Below are 17,705 nucleotides of genomic sequence, written 5' to 3'. Positions count from 1 at the left end.
GTTAGTACCTCCCTATACCCAAGTAGTTTTTTCTGAAAATGGTGTACGTTTTTTCTCCGTTGTAACTGGTTCCTCCGGATAGCCAATACATAACGTACCTACGAGGTGTTCAAAATCCGTCGCCCCGATAAATTCATGCAAAGCTGTTTCATGTACAAGACCGACTCCGCGTGTCCGCCACACCATGCCTAAACCAAGCGCTTCAGCCATTAGCCACATCGACATGATTGCACTGCTGACAGCAAATTTATTGTCCAGCGTCGCCCCTTCATCACCTTCGACTACAGCAGAAGTAACGACAATGATAAGCGGTGTTTTTGTAACGGCCTGCATTGAGCTTTCCACTAAGTTTGGTTTTGTCGGGAAGCGCTGCTGTAAATAATTGAATGCTACTTGTTCAAAACGTTTTAAACTATCTCCTTGCAGCACATAAAATTGCCAAGGCTCGCGCATCCGGTCATTCGGTGCATAGGTTGCTGCTTCCAATAATTGTTCAATCTTTTCCTGTTCTATTTCCTTAGCTAAAAATTGACGAACCGCCCGTCGTTTTTTTAATGCTTCTAACATGTTGTCTCAATCCTTTCATTGAACCAAGCAATTTCTTCACGAATTCCTACAACATCCCCAACTAGAATCATCGAAGGGTTGACCATTTTCTCCTGCTGAATTTGTTCGGAAATCGTCTCTAATTGACCTGTAATCGTACGCTGATTGCTTGTTGTTCCCCATTCAATTACTGCAACCGGGGTTGTCGGTTTCTTTCCGTGTCTGATTAGGCTTTTCGTAATATGTTCGATATTGCCGATACTCATATAAAACGCAATCGTATCGATTTGTGCGAGACTTGCCCAGCTTAAAAAATCCTGCCCCTTTTCTTCACGGCCATGCCCGGTAACAATCGCAAAGCTTGTTGCATAATCACGATGTGTAACGGGTATGCCTGCATATGCCGGTGCCGCTATTCCTGCTGTGATCCCTGGGACAATTTCAAATTCAATATTTTCATTGCGAAGAACAGCTGCTTCTTCTGCGCCTCGTCCAAAGACAAATGGGTCGCCACCTTTTAGACGGACAACCTGCTTGTTCTGCTGTGCTTTTTCAACGAGCACACGATGAATTTCGTCTTGTATGAGGCCATGCTTCCCCGGTTCTTTGCCACAATAAATTAATTCGCAATGGGCTGGTGCGTGTTTTAAAATTTCTGGGTTTACTAATCTATCATATAAAATGACTTCAGCTATCTGAATGCACTCTAATGCACGTATTGTCAGTAATTTCGGGTCACCCGGTCCAGCACCAACTATATAAACAAATCCACTCAATTGACTTCTCCCGCTTCAATCTGACGTAAAAACTGTGCACATTTTTCCTCATTCTTTTGCTGAATCCAATCGAGTATTTCAGGTTCAAGCAATTGAGCCAGCGCTGCTTTTTTTGCATCGCCTTCATAGTTTTTCAAAATAAGCAGACGGGCTTCCTTTAAAAATGCAACATATTCTGCATAACTTTCATCGTATTGTTCCTCTAAGTCCGCTTTTACTTTTCTAGTAAGCGCCGGACTTGCGCCAGTTGTTGACACCGTTACAACAAAATCTCCACGACGGACAACTGCAGGATTCATAAAATCCATACGACCTAAAGCATCTGCACGATTTAATAATTGCCAATGCTGTGTTGCTTCTTCCACAGCATCATTTACCGCTTCATCATTCGTTGCAACAAAAATGAGGGCTGCACCGTCTAAATCAGCCGGTTCAAAAAGCTTTTGTTTCCAAACTGCTCTGCCTTCATCTAAATAGTTTTTCAACTTATCCGTTACTGTTGGACTTACAACGGTAATTTCAGCATTCGTAGGTAATAATGCTTCCACTTTTTGACGGGCTACATGGCCACCACCAATGATCACCACTTTTTTAAACTCAATATTGACCATTAACGGAAAATAATTCATACTCTTACCTCCAAACAAGCTGCAAGCCAATTTTTCACGAGTTGTGGATTGGATGCGAAATGAAAATGTGTATATCCAGCAACTAGATTCCCATGTGAGTACCCTTCCTGTTTCGCTCCAAAGCGCCCTCTTGTAAAATAAGCAGGTGTTTCATGATTTCCTTCGTATACGGAATAATGGAATTCGTGACCTTTAGCCAGCTCCTGTTCACCGATTAAAAAGTTGCCATCCACACCGGTAATTTCTCTGTAACCTAACGCCGCTAACTTATCTTGCATACGAACGCTTCCTGGAATGACACCAAGCATTTTGTAGCCATTTCCTTCACGGTTGAAAATTTCTTCTGTTAAATACATGAAGCCGCCACATTCCGCAAGTGTCGGGATTCCCTTTTCAATCGCTTGTTTTATCGAAGTTTTTGCCTGTTCATTCTGTGCAAGTTTCTCAGCAAATTCTTCAGGGAACCCTCCTCCAATATACAAACCTTGTGCCTGTTCAGGAACCGGTTCATTTTCAAGTGGCGAGAAGAAATGGAGTTTTGCACCGTTTGCTTTCAGTAATTCAAAATTTTCTTCATAATAAAAGTTAAAAGCTGCATCTTTTGCTACAGCCAAATGAATTTCTTGCGTATTTCCTTGTGTTTCGAAAATCTTTGAAGTTTGCTCCAATTCGGTCGCTTTTGTGACTTGTAACAATAAATCCAGATCAACAGTTGCTTCAATAGCAGCTGCAAGCTCATCGAAATACGGATCGAGCTCTCCTCGTTCAATAGCCGGTACTAAACCTAAATGACGGCTTGGCAACGCTGGTACCGCACCTTTTTGTAGGTAGCCGAGAACGGGGATGCTACATTCATGTTCGATCGCTGTTTTAATAATTTCAAAGTGACCTTTACTCCCAAGCTGATTGGCAATAACCCCCACAATATTGGCGTTCTTGTCCAACTGCTGGAATCCTTTTACTATAGCAGCGACGCTTCGGGCCATACTTGCTGCGTTAACAATTAAAATTACCGGACTGTCTGTAATTTCACTAATATGTGCCGCCGATCCTTCATTCGATAATGGCGACTTCCCGTCATAAAATCCCATGACACCTTCAATAATAGACACATCTGAATCAATGCTGTTTCTCGCAACAATTGTGCGTACGACATCTTCCGTCATCATGAAACTGTCAATATTGCGTGAAGACCTTTTCGTTACCGCTGTATGATACGTCGGATCGATATAATCCGGACCGCATTTAAATCCTTGAACGGTTAAGCCGCGCTTCATCAGTGCACGCATAATGCCAATTGTAAATGTTGTTTTTCCTACGCCACTGCCTGTTCCGGCTAATACGAAACGATTCATTCGATTTCCTCCTCATCAAATGTAATCCGGGCAATGGAAATGGTTGCATTGCCGCTTTTCTTTTTTTCCAACAGCCAGTCTGTCGCATTGGCACACCGTAATGCAGCAGGTTCACTGACACCGTATGCCCCTGTAAATTTAAAAACAGTTTCCGATGGATTTTGCAGCGGCATTTCATTTAACTGTGCCGGTGTATACGTTATAAACTGCCAGTTGTTTCTAGCCGTTACTTGCAGGAAACCTTGTTCATCTTTTTTCAAATCGATTGTGGCGATTGCTTTGACGCTTTTTTTGCTCAGCTTTAGTTCTGCAAGCGTTTCATCAATTAGTTGTTCAATTTCTTCTGCAGATGTTCCGCGATTACAGCCCATTCCTAAAACAATTGATTTCGGTCGATAAATTACACCGTTTTCAAGTAATATTTCTTCCTCTTTTTCGATAATCCGATCAGTAATGAGCAATGTGGCATGGGGTTTTGCAGCGATTGCTTCCCCTGTTGTCCGGTAAATTTTCAAAGTATCAGGCATCGGTGTTTCATGCAGCCACCATTTTTTTTCACCGGTTTCCTGAACAATCGCAACCTGTTCCTCATTCACTACTGAAGCACTGACAGGCGTTAATTTCTCTTCACTGTCCCAAACCCATCCATACCGTGCACCAAATAAATCAACTGCGATTGTTTTTTGAACATCGGATGCTGTAGTTACAATCGGAGTCGCATCGATTGCTTGTGCAAACTCATTTGTCAGGGCATTCGCACCACCGATATGTCCGGATAAAACACTTACGACATATTGTCCTTTATCATCAACAACAAGAACACCCGGATCTTTCTTTTTATCTACTAAAATGGGGGCAATCATCCGAACGACTGCACCAAGGGAAATAATCAATATCATCGACTTATATGCTTTAAATAATGCGGGTAGCAGCAGGCGCACCGTCCCGTCAAATAATTGAATATTTTTTTCAGCCTCATCGCCCTGCTCAAATTTCTTCATATAATATACATCGACATACGGAAACTTCTCCGCATACTTTCGCGCATTCGCCACACCGTGCTTTGTAATGGCTACAAGTGCATAAGGTTTTGTCACACGAACTTCCGGTATTTCCCCTTCACGTAAATTAATCATCGACTTTCACACCTTTACGAAAACCATGTGTAAATGTAGCATCATACAATTTTGAACGGTAATCTTTTTCATGAATGTTCGGATCAAGTGCCCAGCCGGCTAAAATCATCGCATGTTTGCGAATGCCATTTGTCCGCATCGCTTCATCCAGTTCAGCAATTGTCGTGCGAACGATTTTTTGATCTGGCCATGAAGCCCGCTGAATAACGGCAACCGGTGTATCGTCCGACCAGCCTGCAGCCTGTAGTTCTTTTGTAATCTTTTTCGTTAATGTGGCACTTAAAAACATTGCAATTGTGCAATGATGGCTTGCCAATGCTTGCAGTTTTTCACGCTCAGGTACCGGTGTACGTCCTTCTGCTCGTGTTAAGATCAACGTTTGCGTTAAATCAGGAACCGTTAGTTCTGCCCCTACGGCTGCAGCGGCAGCAAATACGGAACTCACACCTGGAATAACGTCATAGCCAATATTATGTTTTTTCAACAATGCCACTTGTTCCATTGTTGCCCCGTACATGGCCGGGTCACCCGTATGTAAACGCACAACCATTTTCCCTGCATTGACACGTTCAACGATGCAATCAACCATCTCCTGTAAATGCATGCCTGCTGTACGAATTACTTCTGCATCCTCTCGGGCTTCGGCAACTAGAGTTTCACTAACTAACGAATCTGTATACATGACAACATCCGCCTGTTGAAGAAGTTTAAGGCCTTTTACGGTAATTAAATCCGGGTCGCCGGGGCCAGCACCTATAATCCAAATTTTCTTCATTATTTTCGCACCACCATACATGATAAATAATTGAGCTCAGCTCCACGCAATTCATTCGTTTTCCAAATAATTTCTTCATCTGAAGTTACTTTTGTCACAACAAACGTTTTTTCAAGTAAGTTCATTTCCTCAAGCAAATCCAGCATGACATCTAATACTTTCGCTACTTTAATAAACACTATCCCGTCATGGGTCTCAATAACACGACGCATCTCTGCCATATCCGAAGTCGCCGGAATCATTGCTACATGATCATCGCCGTCTGCCAATGGGATTCCTAAACGATTGGCAGTTCCATTAAATGAAGATATCCCTGCAATCGATTTCATTGGAACGTCGGGATGCATTTCCTTCATTAATTTCATCAAGTGTATATATGTACTAAAAAGCATCGGATCGCCTTCTGTTACAAATGCGACATCTCGGCCTTCTTTCAAATGTGCATAGATTTTCTCTGCGGATTTTGACCATGCTTCCTGCAACGTCTCCTCGTCCTTCGTCATCGGAAATACAAGCCCCAGCATTTCTTTTTCCGCTGGATTAACGTACACATCGATTATTCGTTGGGCATACGATTTACTGCCGCGCAATTTTTGTGGATACGCAATGACTGGGCATTCTTTCAACATTCTAAACGCTTTTACTGTAATAAGTTCCGGATCACCTGGTCCAACACCTAATCCGATTAATGTACCGATTGTCATAATTCCAACCCTTTCTGTGCTGTTACGATAAAAATTGGATTTAACGGTTCAAAACGCGTTAAATTTAAAATTGGCTTACTTTTTGAGATTTGTGCCTGCAGTACAGAAACATCACAATTGAACTTTTTAAAATGCCCCATAGCTTCTGCTAAGTTCTCAATTGTTGCGATGTTCATAACAATGCGGCCATTTGGCTTTAATCGATTCACACATAGTTGCAGCAACTGCTCCATATTACCGCCGTTGCCACCGATGAAAATGGCGTCCGGATCAGGAAATTCTTCTAATCTTTCCGGTGCTTTTCCTAAAACAGCTGTAAAATCGGTACGATGAATATGCTGGTTTTGAAGACAGTTTTCTAAATCGGCTTCATTTTTTTCTATCGCAAATACTTGACCTTCGCGCGCAATTTTGGACATCTCAATGGCAACTGAGCCTGTGCATGTCCCAATGTCCCATGCGATACTCGTTTCTTTTAATTGCAGCGCTTGTAAACAAAGAACTCGGATCTCCTTTTTTGTGATGAGCCCTTTATCAGGTTTCCGCTGAATAAACTTGTCATCATCAATACCGATTGACGTACGCTCAACAGCTTCACGTTGCTTTAAAATAACGACATTCAATGGTGAAAACTCGGCCTTCTCCATTTCATCCAAAGAAAGATGACGACATCGTTCTGCCTTACCTTCCAAGTTTTCTGCTACAAACGCATCGTATTCGGTCATGCCGAACGCATTTAAATAGCGGGCAAGTGCATTCGGTGAATTTTCTTCATCGGTCAATATCGCTATTTTTTTCCGGCCATCGATCTTTTGGGCAAGTCCTTTCATTGACCGGCCATGAACACTCGTTAAATAGGCATCCTGCCAGCTTTCCTGCATTCTTGTAAATGCTAATTGAACAGAGCTGGCATAAGGGTAAATTTCTAACGGGAGCTTCTTCGCCAAAACACCGCCTAGTCCATAAAATAGCGGGTCACCCGATACTAGAATAACGATGTTTCTTTTTTCTCTTTGCAGCTTTTCCACTAATTGTGGTAGTCCACCTTTTATAATGATCTTTTCGCCAGTGTAATCCGGGAAAAAGTCTAGATGACGCTCACCACCAACTAGTACTTCACTTGATTCAATCCAAGCGATATATTGAGGGAGTAAACTTGCTGGTCCGTTATCCCCGATACCAATCATTTTCATCCAATTGTTCAATATTCTCAGCCTTTCCTAGCATGTCCCCGTTCATTGCATACAGCGATGTGGAAACACGTAATTTCGCTTTCATATGATCCAGTGCAAAGTAACAGCAGTTTTTACAAAGCGCTTCAAAAAATTGGTCATTCCCCTGCATGATTTCTCCTACTTGTGATGCCGTATTCGCATGTAATATTTGCTCGATTATTTCTGGATCGGCTCCGGCTTTTTTCGCGATTTCAGCCAAAAATGGGAAACTGATCGGCGCACTTTTTGAATGCACCATCATGACACCCTGTGCTACCTTAGAAAATTTCCCCATCATTCCGACAAGCGATACTTGGGGAATCTCTTTACGGGCGATATGCTTTAACGTAAAACCGACGAAATCCCCCATCTCTATAAATGCTTCTTCCGGTAAATGCGGATATTGCTTCATCGCATATTTTTCACTGCGTCCGCCGGTTGTAATGACAAGATGGTCACAGCCTGCTTCTTTCGCAACACTGATCGCTTGCACGATACTCGCCATATAGGCCGAACTTGAAAAGGGTACGACTGTTCCGCGCGTACCTAATATGGAAATGCCGCCCAGTATTCCAAGCCTTGCATTTAATGTTTTCTTCGCGATTTCCTCACCGTCCGGAACGGAAATGATCACTTCGATTCCTTTGTCAATTTGGAAAAGTTGAATCGCCTCTTCGACGACACCATGAAGCATTTTTCTCGGAACAGGGTTAATTGCCGCCTCTCCGACAGGCACGGGCAGTCCTGCTTTTGTCACACGACCGACACCGATTCCACCGTCTAGATGGACACCGCTTTTTTCTACAAAACGAACAGTGCTTTGAATGCGTGCTTTATGTGTTGCATCCGGATCATCCCCGGCATCTTTAATCGTTTCACACATCACTTCATTGTCCTTTACTGCAAAAGATGCCACCGTAAATGTGGCATCCTTTCCAACAGGTAAATGAATCGTTACATGTTCAGGAACTTCTCCGGTCACAAGTGCGTACAAGGCAGCCTTTGTCATCGCAGTTGCACAAGCTCCAGTTGTATAGCCGTGACGCATTTCCGACGGATCTTTTTTATTTCGCTTCTTTTGCTCGTTCATCTGCCATGATTGAGATGGCATTTAATGCTGCGACGGTTACAGTACTGCCACCTTTTCTTCCTACATTCGTAATAAACGGAATTCCTTCTAAAATCGCTAATTCCGCTTTAGATTCTGCTGCCGAAACGAACCCAACAGGCATCCCAATAATTAAGTCCGGCTTTGCAAGACCTTCTTTAATCAGACGAATTAGTTCAAGTAATGCTGTTGGGGCATTCCCGATCGCATAAATTCCGCCTTCTTGTAGTTGCGTCGCCTTCTGCATCGAAATAATGGCACGAGTTGTTCCCAGTTTTTTTGCTTCGATTGATACATCTTTATCTGCAATATAACAATGTAAATCCCCACCATGTTTTTGGAATCGTTTACGCCCTGATCCACTTTCAATCATCTGAACATCGGCAACAACATGACGTCCAGCTAAAATTGACTGAATGCCCGCTTCAATCGCATCATCCGTAAAAATCATGCTGCGGCCCAGTTCGAAGTCTGCTGAAGCATGGATAACGCGGCGAACAACAAGCCATTGTTCGTCTGTAAAAGAATGTTCGCCCATTTCTTCTTTAATCATCGCAAAACTATAGTCATAAATTTTGTCCGGGTCTACTGTTAGTGGTACAAAGTCTGTATTAAAATTCATATTTGCCATTGTTATCTGCCTCCTAATTTTTCAAACACTTTCTCGAATGAAGTGCATAAGTTTTCATATTGTATTTTTGGTCTTTTAATTAAGATGACGGGAATACCAATTTCAAGAGCCGCATCCATCTTCTCGTCTACTGAACCGACTTTCCCGCTTTCCTTTGTAATAATAAGTGTTGTGCTGAATTGTTCGTAAAGCGCTTTATTCAGTTCTTTTGAAAACGGGCCTTGGATTGCGATAATATCGCGCTGCTTCACCCCAAGGTCATCGCATTTCTCCATATTCTCTTTATTTGGCAGCATCCGGCATACAAGACGAATATTTTCGTTATGTAATAATTGTTCCGTAAAAACGGCAAGCGTTTTACTGCCTGTCGTCAGCATAATTGTTCCTGAATGTGCGGATGCAGCAATTGCAGCTTCTGTATACGTTTCCACTTCCGTAACAAGCGGATGTACATAACTTTGCTGCGGACGTTCATATCGAATATAGGGAATACCCGTTAAATTTGCAGCGGCCATCGCTGTTTTGGAAGCCTCTTCCGCATATGGATGACTGGCATCGATAACCGTTGTTACCCGCCGTTTTTCAATTAGTTCCTTCATTTGCTGTTCTGTTAAACGACCGACATGGTACGGAACATTCGCTTCCTGTAGACTCGCTGCAGCAGATTCCGTAACGACAGTCGCCACCAATTCTTGTCCCGCTTGCATTAATTGAACAGCCAGCTCTCTTGCATCACTTGTTCCAGCTAAAAATAAAATCATCATTTCACCTAATCTCCACAAGGGGCCTCTTCCACTTTAATTTTGCATGACATATCAACATAATTGAAATTCAGGATTTTTTTTACACGTTTAAAATATTTGAAAAAACGTTCATTCGGATGTGCATTTTCTTTATAGTCCGCAACGATTTCTGTTAGTAAAGGAATCAATTTTTCGGGATCGATCCCTTCAAGGACAGGTTGTGCTGCATGTGCTGTTCGTCCAACTGGTTTGGAACCGATAAACAAATCAAACTTTTTCTTGCGGTAAACAATGCCGATATCATCAAAAACCGCGCGATAACATGCCATTCCGCAACCGTTAAAACCGACATGTAGTTCTTTCGGCATTTTAATGCCACCAAGTGTTTCCATAATCTCTTCAGCATATGGAATGGATTCGGCTTTTTCGCCGTAACAGAAATCACACGCCTTGACGATTACTACGTCGCCGACAGGTTGAACAAGTAAACCCGTTTTTTCTACCGTTTCTACGATTCTTTTAGGTGAATCAGTTGGTACCTTCAACACGAGACGGTGATCAGGCGTATACTCCATCGTACCCCGTTCTCCTACAACCTCTGCCAATGTAATCATTTGTGCAGGTGTAATCATTTTATTGGCAACACCTGGTGATACAGCAAACTCAAATATGGATTCCACTTCTTGCTGCACTAAAAACGGATTTTCTTCAACTTTTACTGCTGATGTTTCTTTATGTACGAGCGCTAATGCTTCATTTGCAAGCTGTAATGCGGTTGTTTTACTGGCTGCTGGTTCAACTATTTTTTTCTCTATAGCTTCAATTTTTTCATACCCGGTCTTTGCTTCACCCGTTTCCTGATCCAACGCCCAAGGTTCCGCTTCTTTTTTCAAACGTTGATGCGGTTTTAATAGTTGCTTTTCTTCTCTTAACGTATATTTACGCTGATAACCACGTGGTGTAATGATTTTATTATCGTAGTAAAATGTTGAGGAATTCCCCACGACGACCGTTGTCAGCATTCCGATATCATGTTCGAGCATTTCTTCTAGTGTTGTTAACACAATGTCCTGCGTATCCCGATAGGCAGCTTTTACTAATCCGACAGGTGTATCAGGTGAACGATACTTAAGCAATATTCGTTGCGCTTCCACAATTTGCCTTGTCCGTCTGCCGGATTTAGGATTGTAAAACGCAACGACAAAGTCTGCCATTGCCGCTGCCTCAATCCGTTTCTCGATGACCGTCCATGGTGTTAAATGGTCACTTAAACTAATTGTGCAGGAATCATGCATAACAGGAGCGCCAAGTAAACTTGCACAGGAGTTAATCGCTGATATACCCGGAACGACTTCTACTTCAATCCCTTCTTTTGCAGTCCATCCCTTTTCGATTAATACTTCATATACGAGGCCCGCCATTCCGTAAACACCTGCATCACCACTGGAAATAACAGCAACTATATGGCCGGCTTCAGCCTGTTTTACAGCTTCTTGCGCACGTGAAACTTCTTCAGTCATTCCCGTACTGACAATGGTTTTCGCCGTCACTAAGTGCTCAATCAGTTCAACATACGTTTTGTAGCCCATAATGTGATCACTTTGCTGTAGTGCATCGACTGCACGTTTTGTTATATGTTCCCGATCTCCAGGTCCGAACCCTACAACAAAGATCTTTCCTTTTTGCATGTAAACACCCTCCCTAGTAGAAAAATACATCTCGCACCAAATAGGACGTGATGATAATTTTTCTTATGTGGATTTCATCAAAAACTAGTATTGCTTATCCACTAAGAAATAAAAAAAGCCCGCACCTCTCGTTAGAAAGAGGTACGGGCATGTGAAATTAATACTAAAAAAGTATAGAAAAACACAAAAACAATTACTTGTTTCGCCTATACTTCTCCCTCCGAAAAGTAAGTATCGTTTAAATAAGCAGGTTTCCTGGCTTAAGCTTCCTTTTACTTTCACATCTTCCCATCTTTACGACAGTGATTCATTGTGATTTCATCAGCTATTACAGTAGCGGGGGCTGCATTAGTCTTTCACTAATTTCCCTTTTACCTTACAAAATTCTGTAAGCACTTATTTAAATTGCAAATTATTAAATTATTATAAAAATAACATAGTCTATTAAAAAATGATAGAACAATTATTATGATATCTGTTTTTTTCAGTGAAGATAAAGCATTGTTCCTTCATTATTTCGGTCCTTTGCACATTAATTTCCTATCCTAATTAACAAAGGTTGTTTATTTTCTGGTTTTCATTTTATTTATTTAATGACCCTGTTTCATTTAGTTTTTTTATATCAGTTACAGCATTTTCTATAGATGCCACAGCGATAATTTCTATATTAAGCTGCTCATCTTTTTTCACTTTCCTTGCCTCTTCTGCATTCTCATCAGGCAAAAAAATATAAGAAAAACCGCTTTGTTCGGCAATCAAAGTTTTCGCTTTTATTGAACCGATCTCCCTCACATTTCCTTTGCTATCAATCGCTCCTGTTACGGCAATCGGAATATTATTGTTAACGTCACCATTTTCGATAAGAGCGCTTAATACAGTGGCAAGTCCTGCACTATCACCTTCTATATCTTCTCTTTCTAAAAATTGATTAATAGCAAAAGCGTTTTCTGGTAAATAAGCAAGGACATTTTCCTTCATCGTCTCAAAATGTTTCTCCATAGGACGTACATAACTTAGTAATTCTTCGTTTTTCGAACGGTACCGGATTTTATTCGTGACAACTTCCGAATCCAAAACTTCTTTATAAGTTGAAGATTCCATAGTATGAATTAAGTAGTTCAAGTCCGTTATATATGGGATCTCAATTACTTCCACTGCCAGTACATTGATTCCTGAGTCTTCCACTATTTCAAAAGGCTCGTTATATGACATAAGAAAATAAGTATATTTTTCATAATCAATCAGTCGGCTTTCAAAGACAACTAATAGGGCTAGTATATAAAAAATCCCTAAAAAAGCTGCTTTCAACTTCTTCTGGTTCCGGTAAACAAAGAATCCGAAAATTGAAATACCCAGGCCCACTATAATAAAAATAATAAATTGATAACCGTTAATCTTATCAAAATAATATGCGAGTAAGCCTGTTATGTATAAAATGAATGGCAGTATCATTAAAAAAATACGTCTCAATTTTTCAACTCCTTACTAAACAAAAGTTGGATTTCCAAAAATAATCCAATCGGCTGTTTTTGTACATTTGGTTGATTTTAATAAATGTCTTAATAATGCTGCCTCAAATTTTTTCACATTCCATTCATACCGGTATTTCTTATGCCAATCCTCTACTTCTATGTAATGCAATCCTTTTAGCCACGTTAACAATTGCTCATCCGTCAGTCCCTTATCCAGTAATGCATCAATGACCGGTAACATGCGTACTTCTTCCTCATCGATTAAAGCATATTCAGTATGAAGACAGCTTTTTAAACTTTGTAATGCGCTACATAATAATTTGGAATCCTTCATCAACGGATGTCTAATTGCTTCTGTTAATAAATCACTTCCATGTGCAACCGCATGTGCCCAGCCCTTTGTATTGACGAATCCTCGGTAATCCTTCTCAAGAAATAAATAATGAATACTACGGTGAATAGCCTCAACAACAAGTTCTTCAGGCAAACTTCTATTTTCACGATCTTTCCCTAAAATAAGGGTGATAACGAGTGCCGAAAACGATCTTGTAAATACATCATCAGAAGGATTGCTCTGTGTAATATTTAAATAAAGGTGCTCATCATCCGAACATGTTTTTAATATTAAAACTAATTGTTCTTCAGTAAATTGCTCATTCAGAATTAATTCGCAAAATCCCCGATAAATTAAGTTATCTCGTAAATAGCCATCCGTATTTCCAATATTTTTTAGCATGAACTGGATTAATTCGTTAAAATCAATTGAATCCAGATTAATCGACTTTTTTACAATTCCTTCTAATTGTTCTTTCATCATATTTTATTGCTCCATTTCAAAAAGCTTCTTTAATGGATCAGGAATTTTCGCAACTCTTTTCTTTTCTAAATTGAAAAAGCATCCTGATTGTTTTCCGATGCAATGGATATGCTTTTCCGTTGTAATTTCCAGTTCCATTTCCCAACTAGATTGCCCGATTTTCACCATCCAGCACCGACCGACTGGCTGATCGAAAATTGTTAAAGGGGCTTTATATTCGATCTCTGTTTTCATCAAGATCGGGGATATTTGCACAGCCATCATCTCCGCTAATGGATAATGCTCATTTAAAAATGCCATACGTAAATCCTCAAACCAGCGTACATACACAATATTACTTACAATGCCCATCGCATCGATATCATAGGCGTTAATCTGAATCGGTTGTTCAGCCAATAATGTTTTCATAATATTTGTCTCCCTTAATTTCTCTCTTCATAACGAACCATTGACCAAAAGCCGATATCCTCAAATCCAATCCGTTTATAAATGCGTCCGGCAGCCGGATTATCATAAAACAGACAGATTGATTTTCCTTCAGCGAGCAGGTCACGGCAAAGTTTTAACATACAATGTGTCGCATATCCTTTTTTCCCGTATCCCGGTCTCGTTCCGACGCCTACAATCATCGCGGATTGAGAATTTTCCGCTGTTGTTGATGCTGAAGAGACCATCACACCCTGTTCGTCACGAATAATATAAGTACGCCCCGTTTTAAATTTTTCCGCGCGCTCTCTTCCTTCAACACTAAAGGTACCCGTTGAAAATTCCGGAATCGATCTGAGCATGTCAATATTTTCTTCGTATTCACTTGGCTGTAAATATGTCACATTTGAAAAATCCAAATCAGATGTGGGAACGGTCAATTCTGTACATTTTGCATAATACGTTTCGCTGTCCCGACGAATACCGCGGTCAATCCATTTCTTTAATGGAGCGACTAAATGCTGAAGCCCTGATAGTTCTATCCGACCTCGATTTTCGTTAATGATTTTGGCAAATCCCTCGGTATCATAATTTCCTTCACTATACGGGATATAGTTTTGATCATAGCGCAGTAAAATCGCTTTTAGCTGATCACCTTCAAATTGCCCCCATAAATCCTGGATATCCGATTCCATCCCATACGCTTCAATATCACCGATGATAAATAAATTTTCTGCCGGCTTTTTATGTACAAGTGCCAATGTAGTTTCAAGGTCTTCGTTTGTTAACTTTCGAATCATTATAGTTGCCTCCTATATATTACGTTTACGAGCTTTTACGATAAAGGTTGTTGGAAAGTGGCTTGCTTTATGTAGAGAATAATACTTTTCGGAATACGGAATTTCTTCACCTTTTGCATGGACCGGAATATCACTTTCAATAATTTTTACAAGTTCAAAGCCTGCTTTTAAAAGTGCATTTATAAATGTCGCCATTTTATATTTCGGTATTTGCATTGGCGCATCTTCCCCTTTAAATGTCGTTGTTTCGATATATCCTTCACGCTGGTAGGAATCCGTTAAACTAAACTGATGATCACGGCATTTGATTTGATTATAGAAAGGGTGTTCCCAGCTGAAAATAAATTCGCCTCCTTCTTTTAAGTAGCTGTAAACTAACTTAAACGTTGCCGGAAGATCACTTGACCAGCCAATCGCATAAATGGAATACACTAAATCAAAATAATTTTTCGGCAGACCGATTTCTTCTTCCATTGGAGCCGTAAATAAGCTTGCCTCAATGCCGTATAACGTTTTCTGTGCCAGGTCCATTTGGGCACTCGAAAAATCAACACCCCAAAGCTCATTTGCTCCATTGTTATTCATATATAAAAGAGAATGCCCGCTCCCAAATCCAACTTCCAGCACTGTTTTCCCGGCCACATTTCCGAGTAAATTCAGTTCCTCCTCTGTTTGCGCTAAAGGTCCATAGCTTGGCAACGCATCTCCTCCAGCAAAATGCTTCGCTACAATATCCCAGCTTTTTTTATTGTTTTCGATAATTGTATTCAAAAAAGTCATTCCTTTCTGTAACGATGATGGATCTATACTGTATGTCCCAATTAAACCACTTTATTCCATATGTTACAATCCGATAATTTTTCTAATTTGTTTTAGTTGCGGTGCGAGCTATCCTGTGTGATTTAGTGTTTATCGATGATAATTGGTTATTATAAAAACACCATATTATAAAAACGTTACCAATTGAACTGTAAATTACCTATTTCTGATGTGGTATGAAACTTTCTTACCTGTGCATTCTATTGTCATAAGGAGGCGATAACAGATGGCAAACAACAACAGCTCAAACAAATTACGTGTACCTGGTGCACAACAAGCAGTTGACCAAATGAAGTACGAAATTGCACAAGAGTTTGGTGTTCAATTAGGACCAGACGCATCAGCACGTGCTAACGGCTCTGTAGGTGGCGAAATTACGAAACGCCTAGTACAAATGGCAGAGCAACAATTACGCGGCAATTCAAACAACCAACAATAATTAACGAGAAGGAAGCGCTACAAATTTGTAGCGTTTTCTTTTCATTTTGGCTTTTCAAGGAGATTACATACATAGACAAACCAAAATTAAATGAAACTTTTACTGCTTCCCTCCGTAAATAACAGTAATAACAATTTATGGAATTACCCACTTTGCTTTAGGGATTGGATAAGAAGGAGGAAAGGTCATATATGAATATTTATGGTTGGATTGGTTTGCTCGGTATTATTTTCTTTACTTTAATTCCCTTTTTGAATAAGGCGCAAAGAACTCGTGAAGAATTTCAGAAAGCCATTGTAACGATTGGAATTATATCCGGAATTATTATTGCCGTTTTAGTTTTCAATATAAATTTCCTCATTGCTTTCCTATTTGGTGTTCTGGCTATGATTTTGTTTGATCGTAAAACCTATACAAAAAAGAGGTTAACGATTTATGGGGTCACTACTTTAATTGCAGGAATTGCAGCATATGCTCTACTTCGGGACAATCCCAATTATGTTATTCAACATTTAAAGGAAAATCCGGAATCCAGCTCCTTTTATTTTGCTGAAAACGGCGAACCTGTCATTACTTACCAGTCAACTGTTAGACGGCCATTAGCAAGTACAGTAAAAATCCTTATTGCAGTTGAATATGCCATGCAGGTCGAAGAAAATAAAATTCAAAAAGACCAGTCAATACCTTTGGGCGACTTGAACCGTTTTTATTGGAAAAATACTGATGGGGGCGGTCATGAAGCATGGTTAGAAGCTGTGAAACAAGATCGAGGCATCCAAAATAATGAAGTCACTTTGCATGATGTTGCAAAAGGAATGATTACGTATAGCTCAAATGCCAATACAGACTATTTAATTAATCTGCTCGGTATTGATGCGATAAATCAGCGTAAAACAGTGTTAGGCTTAACACAGCATGAAGACATTTATCCAATTGGCAGTGCGCTCCTCATTCCTGATTCTATCCAAAAAGATGGGATGTCCGAAAAAGAATTAATCAAGGCGCTCCAAAAGTTATCAATGGACGACTATCGTAAGTTAGCTCAATCGATAAGCCTGCAAATGAAAACAGGAGAAATTAATGCAAGTGAGACTACATTTGACTCATCCCCTGCCGTACAAAGAGTTTGGTCAGATCGGTTAATTGGCGCTTCTGCAAATGATTACGGGAAACTGCTCGCCCTTATTTCCAATGACGAGCTGCCATCAAATGCAGCTGAAACAATCCGGGATCTACTGGAATGGCCGATGCAATTAAATGAAGAAAATTATAGGAAATATACACATATTGGCTCAAAGGGCGGCTCTACACTGTTCGTCTTAAACAACGCGATGTATGTTGAAAACCTTAAGGGTGATCAGTACGAATTTGTTATTTTACTTAATAACCTGAAATTTCATGAGCATTTCCTGTTGAGAAACAATCGAAATTCATTTGAAAGAAAGCTTTTGAACGATGCAGGTTTTCGCGATGAGGTACGTGAGGCGCTTTTAAACTAAGTTTGGTTTGATTTTATAAATACCGCAACAATCTATAAAGATGCTTTGCCTGATTTGGCTAAGCATCTTTTTCAATCGATTAATCCTCTGATTCTTTATCCACTTTCCGTATACAGCTCTTTATACAT

19 protein-coding genes and 1 riboswitch are annotated in these 17,705 nt (G+C 40.4%); of the genes, 2 read left to right on the top strand and 17 right to left on the bottom strand.

The genetic code is table 11. From position 1 onward, the window contains the following. Window positions 1-12: 12 nt before the first annotated feature. The 17 genes from MHH44_RS08355 to MHH44_RS08275 form a co-directional block, all read right to left on the bottom strand. Window positions 13-567: a nitroreductase family protein gene (locus MHH44_RS08355; RefSeq protein WP_340798275.1), complete on the bottom strand. Its 555-nt coding sequence runs from the start codon at window positions 565-567 to the stop codon at window positions 13-15. Continuing rightward, window positions 561-1,322 carry a uroporphyrinogen-III C-methyltransferase gene (gene cobA, locus MHH44_RS08350; protein WP_065217082.1) on the bottom strand — a complete coding sequence of 254 codons (762 nt, stop codon included), beginning with the start codon at window positions 1,320-1,322 and terminating at the stop codon, window positions 561-563. The genes MHH44_RS08355 and cobA overlap by 7 nt, the downstream gene beginning before the upstream one ends. Next, window positions 1,319-1,951 (bottom strand): precorrin-2 dehydrogenase/sirohydrochlorin ferrochelatase family protein, encoded by a 633-nt coding sequence (locus MHH44_RS08345; RefSeq protein ID WP_065217083.1) that lies wholly within the window; start codon window positions 1,949-1,951, stop codon window positions 1,319-1,321. The genes cobA and MHH44_RS08345 overlap by 4 nt, the downstream gene beginning before the upstream one ends. After that, complete coding sequence (locus MHH44_RS08340) at window positions 1,948-3,306, bottom strand: cobyrinate a,c-diamide synthase (RefSeq protein ID WP_340798274.1); 1,359 nt, start codon at window positions 3,304-3,306, stop codon at window positions 1,948-1,950. The genes MHH44_RS08345 and MHH44_RS08340 overlap by 4 nt, the downstream gene beginning before the upstream one ends. Beyond that, window positions 3,303-4,442, bottom strand: a complete 1,140-nt coding sequence (locus MHH44_RS08335; protein ID WP_014824146.1) for a cobalt-precorrin 5A hydrolase — start codon at window positions 4,440-4,442, stop codon at window positions 3,303-3,305. Before MHH44_RS08335 ends, MHH44_RS08340 begins: the two co-directional genes overlap by 4 nt. Continuing rightward, window positions 4,435-5,217 carry a precorrin-4 C(11)-methyltransferase gene (cobM, locus tag MHH44_RS08330; protein WP_065217085.1) on the bottom strand — a complete coding sequence of 261 codons (783 nt, stop codon included), beginning with the start codon at window positions 5,215-5,217 and terminating at the stop codon, window positions 4,435-4,437. Before cobM ends, MHH44_RS08335 begins: the two co-directional genes overlap by 8 nt. Further along, window positions 5,217-5,921, bottom strand: a complete 705-nt coding sequence (cobI, locus tag MHH44_RS08325; protein ID WP_008406578.1) for a precorrin-2 C(20)-methyltransferase — start codon at window positions 5,919-5,921, stop codon at window positions 5,217-5,219. The genes cobM and cobI overlap by 1 nt, the downstream gene beginning before the upstream one ends. Next, entirely contained in the window at window positions 5,918-7,114 is a 1,197-nt protein-coding gene (gene cbiE, locus MHH44_RS08320) for a precorrin-6y C5,15-methyltransferase (decarboxylating) subunit CbiE (RefSeq protein WP_340799496.1), read from the bottom strand. The genes cobI and cbiE overlap by 4 nt, the downstream gene beginning before the upstream one ends. Then, the gene (locus MHH44_RS08315; RefSeq protein WP_340799495.1) at window positions 7,089-8,225 is read right to left on the bottom strand and encodes a cobalt-precorrin-5B (C(1))-methyltransferase; all 1,137 of its coding nucleotides are present in this window, start codon (window positions 8,223-8,225) and stop codon (window positions 7,089-7,091) included. Before MHH44_RS08315 ends, cbiE begins: the two co-directional genes overlap by 26 nt. Then, on the bottom strand, window positions 8,200-8,874 hold the full coding sequence (locus MHH44_RS08310) for a precorrin-8X methylmutase (RefSeq protein ID WP_340798273.1): 675 nt from the start codon (window positions 8,872-8,874) through the stop codon (window positions 8,200-8,202). Before MHH44_RS08310 ends, MHH44_RS08315 begins: the two co-directional genes overlap by 26 nt. A gap of 2 nt (window positions 8,875-8,876) precedes the next feature. Beyond that, window positions 8,877-9,635: a precorrin-6A reductase gene (gene cobK, locus MHH44_RS08305; RefSeq protein WP_340799494.1), complete on the bottom strand. Its 759-nt coding sequence runs from the start codon at window positions 9,633-9,635 to the stop codon at window positions 8,877-8,879. Window positions 9,636-9,643: 8 nt separating this feature from the next. Beyond that, entirely contained in the window at window positions 9,644-11,305 is a 1,662-nt protein-coding gene (gene cobJ / locus MHH44_RS08300; RefSeq protein WP_340798272.1) for a precorrin-3B C(17)-methyltransferase, read from the bottom strand. Between the two features lie 228 nt (window positions 11,306-11,533). After that, window positions 11,534-11,720, bottom strand: a riboswitch (cobalamin riboswitch). 167 nt (window positions 11,721-11,887) lie between these two features. Next, the gene (locus MHH44_RS08295) at window positions 11,888-12,775 is read right to left on the bottom strand and encodes a S16 family serine protease (protein ID WP_340798271.1); all 888 of its coding nucleotides are present in this window, start codon (window positions 12,773-12,775) and stop codon (window positions 11,888-11,890) included. A gap of 15 nt (window positions 12,776-12,790) precedes the next feature. Further along, window positions 12,791-13,594, bottom strand: coding sequence for a DUF2785 domain-containing protein (locus MHH44_RS08290; protein ID WP_340798270.1), 804 nt, complete (start codon window positions 13,592-13,594; stop codon window positions 12,791-12,793). 3 nt (window positions 13,595-13,597) lie between these two features. Continuing rightward, a complete protein-coding gene (locus MHH44_RS08285) occupies window positions 13,598-14,002 on the bottom strand; it encodes an acyl-CoA thioesterase (protein WP_014824155.1) in 405 nt (134 codons plus the stop codon). Between the two features lie 14 nt (window positions 14,003-14,016). Continuing rightward, entirely contained in the window at window positions 14,017-14,820 is an 804-nt protein-coding gene (locus tag MHH44_RS08280) for a GNAT family N-acetyltransferase (protein WP_340798269.1), read from the bottom strand. A gap of 12 nt (window positions 14,821-14,832) precedes the next feature. Beyond that, complete coding sequence (locus MHH44_RS08275) at window positions 14,833-15,600, bottom strand: class I SAM-dependent methyltransferase (RefSeq protein ID WP_340798268.1); 768 nt, start codon at window positions 15,598-15,600, stop codon at window positions 14,833-14,835. Window positions 15,601-15,865: 265 nt separating this feature from the next. On the opposite strand from MHH44_RS08275, the gene MHH44_RS08270 reads away from it, so the two are divergent. Further along, on the top strand, window positions 15,866-16,078 hold the full coding sequence (locus MHH44_RS08270; RefSeq protein ID WP_008406565.1) for an alpha/beta-type small acid-soluble spore protein: 213 nt from the start codon (window positions 15,866-15,868) through the stop codon (window positions 16,076-16,078). A gap of 191 nt (window positions 16,079-16,269) precedes the next feature. Continuing rightward, the gene (locus tag MHH44_RS08265) at window positions 16,270-17,577 is read left to right on the top strand and encodes a serine hydrolase (protein WP_340798267.1); all 1,308 of its coding nucleotides are present in this window, start codon (window positions 16,270-16,272) and stop codon (window positions 17,575-17,577) included. The last annotated feature ends 128 nt before the right edge of the window (window positions 17,578-17,705 follow it).

This window comes from Solibacillus sp. FSL K6-1126, assembly GCF_038003445.1.
Taxonomy (GTDB): Bacteria; Bacillota; Bacilli; order Bacillales_A; family Planococcaceae; genus Solibacillus; species Solibacillus silvestris.
Note: the sequence above shows the minus strand (reverse complement) of the source record. Positions and strands in the feature narration are given on the sequence as shown.

Excerpts from the sequence above, each read along its gene's own strand:
- MHH44_RS08340 (WP_340798274.1), bottom strand. The coding sequence starts at position 3,306 with ATGAATCGTTTCGTATTAGCCGGAACAGGCAGTGGCGTAGGAAAAACA.
- MHH44_RS08285 (WP_014824155.1), bottom strand. The coding sequence starts at position 14,002 with ATGAAAACATTATTGGCTGAACAACCGATTCAGATTAACGCCTATGAT.
- MHH44_RS08280 (WP_340798269.1), bottom strand. The coding sequence starts at position 14,820 with ATGATTCGAAAGTTAACAAACGAAGACCTTGAAACTACATTGGCACTT.
- MHH44_RS08335 (WP_014824146.1), bottom strand. The coding sequence starts at position 4,442 with ATGATTAATTTACGTGAAGGGGAAATACCGGAAGTTCGTGTGACAAAA.
- MHH44_RS08290 (WP_340798270.1), bottom strand. The coding sequence starts at position 13,594 with ATGATGAAAGAACAATTAGAAGGAATTGTAAAAAAGTCGATTAATCTG.
- MHH44_RS08345 (WP_065217083.1), bottom strand. The coding sequence starts at position 1,951 with ATGAATTATTTTCCGTTAATGGTCAATATTGAGTTTAAAAAAGTGGTG.
- MHH44_RS08355 (WP_340798275.1), bottom strand. The coding sequence starts at position 567 with ATGTTAGAAGCATTAAAAAAACGACGGGCGGTTCGTCAATTTTTAGCT.
- MHH44_RS08315 (WP_340799495.1), bottom strand. The coding sequence starts at position 8,225 with ATGAACGAGCAAAAGAAGCGAAATAAAAAAGATCCGTCGGAAATGCGT.
- cobJ (WP_340798272.1), bottom strand. The coding sequence starts at position 11,305 with ATGCAAAAAGGAAAGATCTTTGTTGTAGGGTTCGGACCTGGAGATCGG.
- MHH44_RS08275 (WP_340798268.1), bottom strand. The coding sequence starts at position 15,600 with ATGACTTTTTTGAATACAATTATCGAAAACAATAAAAAAAGCTGGGAT.
- cobK (WP_340799494.1), bottom strand. The coding sequence starts at position 9,635 with ATGATTTTATTTTTAGCTGGAACAAGTGATGCAAGAGAGCTGGCTGTT.
- cobM (WP_065217085.1), bottom strand. The coding sequence starts at position 5,217 with ATGAAGAAAATTTGGATTATAGGTGCTGGCCCCGGCGACCCGGATTTA.
- MHH44_RS08310 (WP_340798273.1), bottom strand. The coding sequence starts at position 8,874 with ATGGCAAATATGAATTTTAATACAGACTTTGTACCACTAACAGTAGAC.
- cbiE (WP_340799496.1), bottom strand. The coding sequence starts at position 7,114 with ATGAAAATGATTGGTATCGGGGATAACGGACCAGCAAGTTTACTCCCT.
- MHH44_RS08270 (WP_008406565.1), top strand. The coding sequence starts at position 15,866 with ATGGCAAACAACAACAGCTCAAACAAATTACGTGTACCTGGTGCACAA.
- MHH44_RS08265 (WP_340798267.1), top strand. The coding sequence starts at position 16,270 with ATGAATATTTATGGTTGGATTGGTTTGCTCGGTATTATTTTCTTTACT.
- cobI (WP_008406578.1), bottom strand. The coding sequence starts at position 5,921 with ATGACAATCGGTACATTAATCGGATTAGGTGTTGGACCAGGTGATCCG.